Consider the following 6,229-nt stretch of genomic DNA (forward strand, 5'->3'; position numbering starts at 1 on the left):
GCTCTATGCGGTGCTGTCGGGGGCGCTGGCGTCCGGCGTCGGTTATTCCATCTGGTATGCCGCGCTGCCCGCCTTGACCGCGGCCCGCGCCGCCTCCGTCCAGCTGAGCGTCCCGGTCATCACCGCGCTTGCCGCCGTGCTGGCGCTGGGGGAACGGATCACGCCGATCCTGATGCTGTCGTCGCTCGCCGTGCTGGGCGGCATCGCCCTGGTCATTCTGGGCAGGGTCCGGCGGGTTTGAGGCGCCGCCGCCTCAGGCCGGGGCGGTCCGGGTCCGCTCGGGAGTCCGTCCGACCGCCGGCGGGTCCGCCTTGCGGTTGCGCAGCCGGGAGGGCGGAAACAGGACGGTGGCCGTGGTGCCGCGCCCCAGCACGCTGCACAGCACGAAGCGGCCATCCTGCAGCTCCACCAGCGACTTGACCAGCGGCAGCCCCAGCCCGGTCCCGGCATAGCGGCGGGTGTGGGAGTTGTCGACCTGATGGAACGGCTCCATCACCTGGTCGAGTTCCGTGGCGGGGATGCCGATGCCGGTGTCGCTGACCCGCAGACGCAGGCTGCGCGCCACCCGGTCGGCCTCCACGACGATCCGCCCGCCGGGCGGGGTGAACTTCACGGCGTTGGACAGCAGGTTCAGCAGGATCTGCCGCACCGCGCGGGCGTCGGCATGAAGAACGGGCAGGGCGATGGGCAGCGCGGAGGTCAGGATCACGCCCTTCTCCGCCGCCAGCGGCTCCATCTGGCGCAGGCATTCGCCGATCAGCTCGCCGACCGCCAGATCCTCCTGGTGCAGCACATATTTGCCCGATTCGATCTTGGTGGTGTCGAGGATGTCGTTGATCAGGCTCAGCAGATGCTGACCGGACCGGCGGATGTCGCCGACATATTCGGTCTGCTTGTCCGACATCGCGCCGAAGATGCCGCTTTCCAGCGCCTCGGCGAAGCCGATGACGGCATTCAGCGGCGTGCGCAGCTCGTGGCTCATGTTGGCCAGGAACTGGGTCTTGGCCCGGTTGGAGGTGTCGGAGACCTGTTTGGCGGCGATCAGCTCCGCTTCGATCCGGTGGCGGGCGGCGATGTCCTGGATCAGCCGCTGCTGGCTGTCGCGCAGCGCCCGTTCGCTGTCCTGGAGATCCGCCATCGCCCGTTCGCGCCGCCCCGCCTCGCGCAGCAGGGCCAGCGTCATCCCCGCCAGCACCAGAGTCCCGGCCAGATCGGCCGCCGCCAGCGCCATCGCCTTCGACCACCAGGGGGACAGCACCGCATCCCGCGACGAGGACACCGTCACCGCCAGCGGCATTTCGGCCGAGGCGCGGAAGCTGAGAATCCGGCGCGGCCCGTCGCTGGCGCTGTCCAGCGACTCGGTTCCCGTCCGCGCCTGTTTCAGCAGCGTGGTGAACAGCGGCAGATGGTGGGCGGACCGGCCGATGAAGCTGTCCTGATCGGGGAAGCGGGCGATCACCGGCCCGTCGGCGTGATAGAGGGTCACCACCGCATCCCCGGTCAGCGGCAATTTCTGGTAGAAATTGCGGAAGGCCATCGGCTCGATCACCGCGACCGTCACCCCGGCAAAGCGTCCGTCGGGCGTGTCCAGCCGCCGGCTCATGCTGACGAACCAGTCGCCGGAGGTGCGGCCGCGCACCGGATTGCCGACGAAGACGCCGGAAGCCCCACCGGGAACCAGCCCGTCGCGGTGGGCCATCAGGTAATCGCGGTCCGACAGGTCGATGTCGGCCGGTTGCGGCGCCTGGGTGTCGTGGATCAGCCGGCCGTCGGCCGACACCACCAGGATGGCGCGGATCAGCGGCGACAGCGTCGCCTGACGGCGCAGCAGGGCGTGGATGTCGCTGTCACCGCGGTCCCAGCTGTCGGCGCGGACGGCCAGCACCTCGACGACGCCGGCCAGGATCTTGGACACGCCGGCCAGACTGTCGTTGGCATGGCGTTCCAGCACCAGCGCCATCGCCGCACTGTCCTCCCGCGCCCGGGAGACCGCCTCGGCGCGCTGATGGAGCAGGTCGTAGCCGACCATGGCGTTGAGGCCAAGGATCAACGCCACACCGAAAGCGCCCATTCCGCCTTTGAGACGCGAGATCAAGCGACGGCCCGCCGTGTCGGGTGATGGATCCACCGATCCTACACCGTGTATCAGGCCGCCGGAAGTCGCCTTTTCGTAGAACAGGCTGCGGCGTTTTTCCCCTACAGGCGGACGGACGGGCTGGAAAAGCGCTCGGCCGTCGAATGGCCGGTGGCGTTCAGGACCGCCGCCGCGCCCAGCGCGATCACCGCCGCGGCGGCGAAGCCGAGGATCATTGCCTTCATCCCATCTCTCCCTGACGCTTGGGCGAAGCTGTTCGCCCGACAGCAAGGCTGCGAAGCCGTTCGCATAAAAGCAAACTGGCCGGAGCGGTGCAATCCGCGCTTTCCCGGAGTTCCGCCCGCAGCGGTCAGATCCCGTCCGGGTCGACCAGCGTCAGCGAAATGACGTCGGAGTCGATCAGCACCTTGCCGGCATGCTCGAAATTGACCGTGATGCGGTTGCGGATGGCCGACTGAACCTGCCCCAGCCCCCAGTCGGGCCGGTCCGGGTGGCGCACCCAGGCGCCGGGCACCAGCGAATCGTCCATGTCGCGGTCCATCCCTCACGCTATTGTACATAGGAAATGCGACCGCCTGTGCGGCGCCGCCGGGAAAGTATAGAATCCCCGGCACCGCGCCGTCGCCGTTCCTTTTTCCGGAGTCTGCCTCGTGACCGAATCGCCTTCCCGCCCCGTCGGCGTCGACATCCGCGTCCTCGAACTGCTGGCGTCGAAGCTCTGCCACGATCTGGTGAGCCCGGTCGGCGCCATCCGCAACGGGCTGGAGCTGATCGAGGAGATGCAGGAGGATGAGGAGGGAGGAGCCGCGGTGGGCGGCTTCCTTGGCGAGGCGGTGAAGCTGATCGACCATTCCTCCGGTCAGGCCGACCGCCGGCTGCGGGTGTTCCGGCTGGCCTATGGGGTGGCCGGGCGCGACCAGAAGGGCTTCGGCGATGCCCGCGCCGCCGCAGCCGGCTATGTCGAGGGCGGACGCACCCGGCTCGACTGGCCGGAGCGGGTGCCGCACGACATGACCGCCCAGCGCCGCGGCGTGGTGAAGCTGGTGCTGAACCTGGTGATGCTGGCGGACGAGGCGCTGACCCATGGCGGGCTGGTTTCCGTAGCCGCCGACGGCGACGAGACCTCCGGCCGCATCACGGTCACCGCCGCCGGCCGGCCGGGCACCCTGAATGCGGCGGCGGCGGCGGCGCTGGCCGGCACCGCGACGGCCGAGACGCTGACTCCGCGCACCATCCACGCCTATCTGGCCGGCCGGCTGGCCGAGAGCGACGGATTCCGCATCGCCGTCGCCACCGAAAGCAGCGAGCGGCTGGTCTTCACCGCGGCGTGGTGACGCCGCCGCGCCGGCCGGCGTGGATATCGGCGGTCATGATCGATGAGCGCCGCCCTTACAGCTGCTTGAGGATTCGCGGCTCCACCACGACCTGTTCCACCCCGCCGGCGGTCTGGTGGGCCGTGGTGCGCAAGGTGACGGACAGATTGTGCTGTGCGGCCTCCGCCAGCGCGGCGTTGAGCCGGTCCACGGCATCGCGCACGGTTTGGGCGAGTTCGGCGTCGGTCATCGATCCTCCCTGTGGCAAAAGAACCCCGACCCTATCGGTGGAAGCGCCCGAGGGCCTCCCTATCGGAAGAGGTAAGGTTCTCTTAATCAGTGTTTGACAGGCTCCCACCCTACCTGGACTGGAGCGCAACCGGCGGCCTTTCGATGCCGCCCGTTCGAGCCGCAGGCCGGCGCGGACCATAAACTTTGGGCCTGGGGAATGCGACATGGATGATCTGCTGTCCGAATTTCTGACGGAGACCAACGAAAACCTCTCGGTGTTGGACGTCGAGCTGGTCCGGTTGGAGCAGAATCCCAACAATCCGGAACTGCTGTCGAACATCTTCCGGCTGGTGCACACCATCAAGGGCACTTGCGGCTTTCTCGGCCTGCCCCGCCTGGAAAAGGTGGCGCACGCGTCGGAGAACGTGCTGGGCAAGTTCCGTGACGGCGAACTGACGATCAACCCGGAAGCGGTGTCGCTGATCCTGCAGGCTCTGGACACCATCAAGAGCCTGCTGGCGGTGCTGGAAGCGACCGAGGCGGAACCGCCCGGCGACGACCTGCCGCTGATCGAGCGGCTGAACCTGTGCGCCGAAGGCAAGCTGGGCGGACCCGCCCCGGCCGCCGCCGCGCCGCCGCCTCCGCCGCCTCCGCCGACCGCCCCCGCCGTCGCGGCATCGGAAGACCGGCCGGTGACGCTGGACGAGCTGGAGGCGCTCTGGAACTCCACCCCCGGCCCGAACGACACGCCCGCTCCGGCCGCCACGCCGGCCGCCGGCACCGCGGTCGCCACCCGTGCGCCCGAGCCGGCCGCCGAGCCAGCCCCGTCGCACGACCTCGTCGTGCCGGACGCCGAGCCGGCCGCCGCCAAGGTGCCGGCGCCGGTCGCCCCGATGGCCGGCGCGTCCGCCGGCGGTGCGGGCGGCGGTGCCGCCGATGCCGGCGCCGAGGCCGCGACCAAGGAATCTGCGGTCGCCGCGCAGACCATCCGCGTCAACGTAGACCTGCTCGAAAACCTGATGACCATGGTGTCGGAGCTGGTGCTGACCCGCAACCAGCTGCTCCAGATCCTGCGGTCGCAGAAGGAGAGCGAGTTCGCCGCCCCGCTGCAGCGCCTGAACCACGTGACGTCGGAGCTGCAGGAAGGCGTCATGAAGACGCGCATGCAGCCCATCGGCAACGCCTGGGCCAAGCTGCCGCGTCTGGTGCGCGATCTGGCGCATGAACTGAACAAGAAGATCGACCTCCAGATGCTCGGCGCCGACACCGAGCTGGACCGCCAGGTTCTGGAGCTGATCAAGGATCCGCTGACCCACATGGTGCGCAACAGCGCCGACCATGGTCTGGAGATCCCGGCGGAGCGCCTGAAGGCCGGCAAGTCGGAAACCGGCCGCATCACGCTGAACGCCTATCACGAAGGCGGCCACATCATCATCGAGATCCAGGACGACGGTAAGGGCCTTGCCATCGACCGGATCAAGCAGAAGGCGATCCAGAACGGGATGGCGTCGGAAGGCGAGCTGGCCTCGATGACCGACCAGCAGATCATCCAGTTCATCATGAAGCCGGGCTTCTCCACCGCCGCCAAGGTGACCAACGTGTCGGGCCGCGGCGTCGGCATGGACGTGGTGAAGACCAACATCGAGAAGATCGGCGGCACGATCGAGATCAAGTCGGCCCAGGGCAAGGGCTCGACCTTCGTCATCAAGATCCCGCTGACGCTGGCCATCGTCTCGGCCCTGATCGTGGAATGCGCCGGCGAACGCTTCGCCATCCCGCAGATCAGCGTGGTCGAGCTGGTGCGCGCCGCCTCCGACAGCGAGCACACCATCGAACGGCTGAAGGGCACGCCGGTCCTGCGCCTGCGCAACCGCCTGCTGCCGCTGGTCTCGCTCCAGCAGCTGCTGCGGCTGGACGACAGCGAGGATGCCAAGAAGCCGGCGGACGAGACCTTCATCGTCGTCACCCAGGTTGGCACCTACACCTTCGGCATCATGGTCGACCGCGTGTTCGACACCGAGGAAATCGTGGTGAAGCCGGTGGCGCCGATCCTGCGCCACATCGAGATGTTCTCGGGCAACACCATCCTGGGCGACGGCTCGGTCATCATGATCCTGGACCCCAACGGCATCGCGTCGGCCACCGGCGAGATGGCGATGGGCGAGGCCGCCGGCAAGGAGACCACCGCGGTCCAGACCCAGCGCCAGGAGGACAAGATGGCGCTCCTGCTGTTCCGTGCCGGCGAGGGCGCGCCCAAGGCGGTGCCGCTGTCGCTGGTCGCCCGCCTGGAGGACGTCGACCTCGCCACGGTCGAGCTGTCGAACGGCCTGCCGGTGGTCCAGTACCGCGGCAAGCTGATGCCCCTGGTGCCGATCGACCCGAACTTCGTTGTCGGGGCCGAGGGGCGCCAGCCGGTGCTGGTCTTCGCCGACGGCGACCGTTCGATGGGCCTGATCGTCGACGAGATCGTCGACATCGTGGAGGAGAAGCTGAACGTCCAGCTGGCCGCGGAGCGTCCCGGCCTGATGGGGTCGGCCATCATCGCCGGCAAGGCGACCGAGGTGATCGACGCCGGCTTCTCCTGACCCAG

Annotated in this window: 7 protein-coding genes; 3 read left to right on the plus strand and 4 right to left on the minus strand. The window is 68.8% G+C overall.

The genetic code is table 11. The annotated features are described in order from the left end of the window. On the plus strand, window positions 1–241 hold a 241-nt coding region (locus tag I71_RS31690; RefSeq protein WP_042703698.1), incomplete at its 5' end, for a DMT family transporter. 12 nt (window positions 242–253) lie between these two features. Here I71_RS31690 and I71_RS31695 read toward each other — a convergent pair. The 3 genes from I71_RS31695 to I71_RS31700 form a co-directional block, all read right to left on the minus strand. Continuing rightward, complete coding sequence (locus tag I71_RS31695; RefSeq protein WP_049976437.1) at window positions 254–2,071, minus strand: ATP-binding protein; 1,818 nt, start codon at window positions 2,069–2,071, stop codon at window positions 254–256. A gap of 125 nt (window positions 2,072–2,196) precedes the next feature. Further along, window positions 2,197–2,319 (minus strand): hypothetical protein, encoded by a 123-nt coding sequence (locus tag I71_RS40760; protein WP_280109933.1) that lies wholly within the window; start codon window positions 2,317–2,319, stop codon window positions 2,197–2,199. A gap of 125 nt (window positions 2,320–2,444) precedes the next feature. Then, window positions 2,445–2,624 (minus strand): DUF3553 domain-containing protein, encoded by a 180-nt coding sequence (locus tag I71_RS31700; protein ID WP_042703704.1) that lies wholly within the window; start codon window positions 2,622–2,624, stop codon window positions 2,445–2,447. Window positions 2,625–2,745: 121 nt separating this feature from the next. On the opposite strand from I71_RS31700, the gene I71_RS31705 reads away from it, so the two are divergent. Then, entirely contained in the window at window positions 2,746–3,429 is a 684-nt protein-coding gene (locus tag I71_RS31705; RefSeq protein WP_042703700.1) for a histidine phosphotransferase family protein, read from the plus strand. A 55-nt stretch (window positions 3,430–3,484) separates the two neighbouring features. Here the strand turns inward: I71_RS31705 and I71_RS39020 are convergent, their stop codons facing one another. Beyond that, entirely contained in the window at window positions 3,485–3,658 is a 174-nt protein-coding gene (locus I71_RS39020) for a hypothetical protein (RefSeq protein WP_199902305.1), read from the minus strand. A 205-nt stretch (window positions 3,659–3,863) separates the two neighbouring features. Between I71_RS39020 and I71_RS31710 the strand changes: the two genes are divergently transcribed. Continuing rightward, complete coding sequence (locus tag I71_RS31710) at window positions 3,864–6,224, plus strand: chemotaxis protein CheA (RefSeq protein ID WP_244434178.1); 2,361 nt, start codon at window positions 3,864–3,866, stop codon at window positions 6,222–6,224. Window positions 6,225–6,229: the final 5 nt, after the last annotated feature.

This window comes from Azospirillum sp. B506, assembly GCF_000333595.1.
Taxonomy (GTDB): Bacteria; Pseudomonadota; Alphaproteobacteria; order Azospirillales; family Azospirillaceae; genus Azospirillum.

Bases quoted from the DNA above. Each gene is read 5' to 3' on its own strand.
- I71_RS31695 (WP_049976437.1), bottom strand. From the start codon at position 2,071: ATGGGCGCTTTCGGTGTGGCGTTGATCCTTGGCCTCAACGCCATGGTC.
- I71_RS40760 (WP_280109933.1), bottom strand. From the start codon at position 2,319: ATGAAGGCAATGATCCTCGGCTTCGCCGCCGCGGCGGTGATCGCGCTG.
- I71_RS31700 (WP_042703704.1), bottom strand. From the start codon at position 2,624: ATGGACGATTCGCTGGTGCCCGGCGCCTGGGTGCGCCACCCGGACCGG.
- I71_RS39020 (WP_199902305.1), bottom strand. From the start codon at position 3,658: ATGACCGACGCCGAACTCGCCCAAACCGTGCGCGATGCCGTGGACCGG.
- I71_RS31710 (WP_244434178.1), top strand. From the start codon at position 3,864: ATGGATGATCTGCTGTCCGAATTTCTGACGGAGACCAACGAAAACCTC.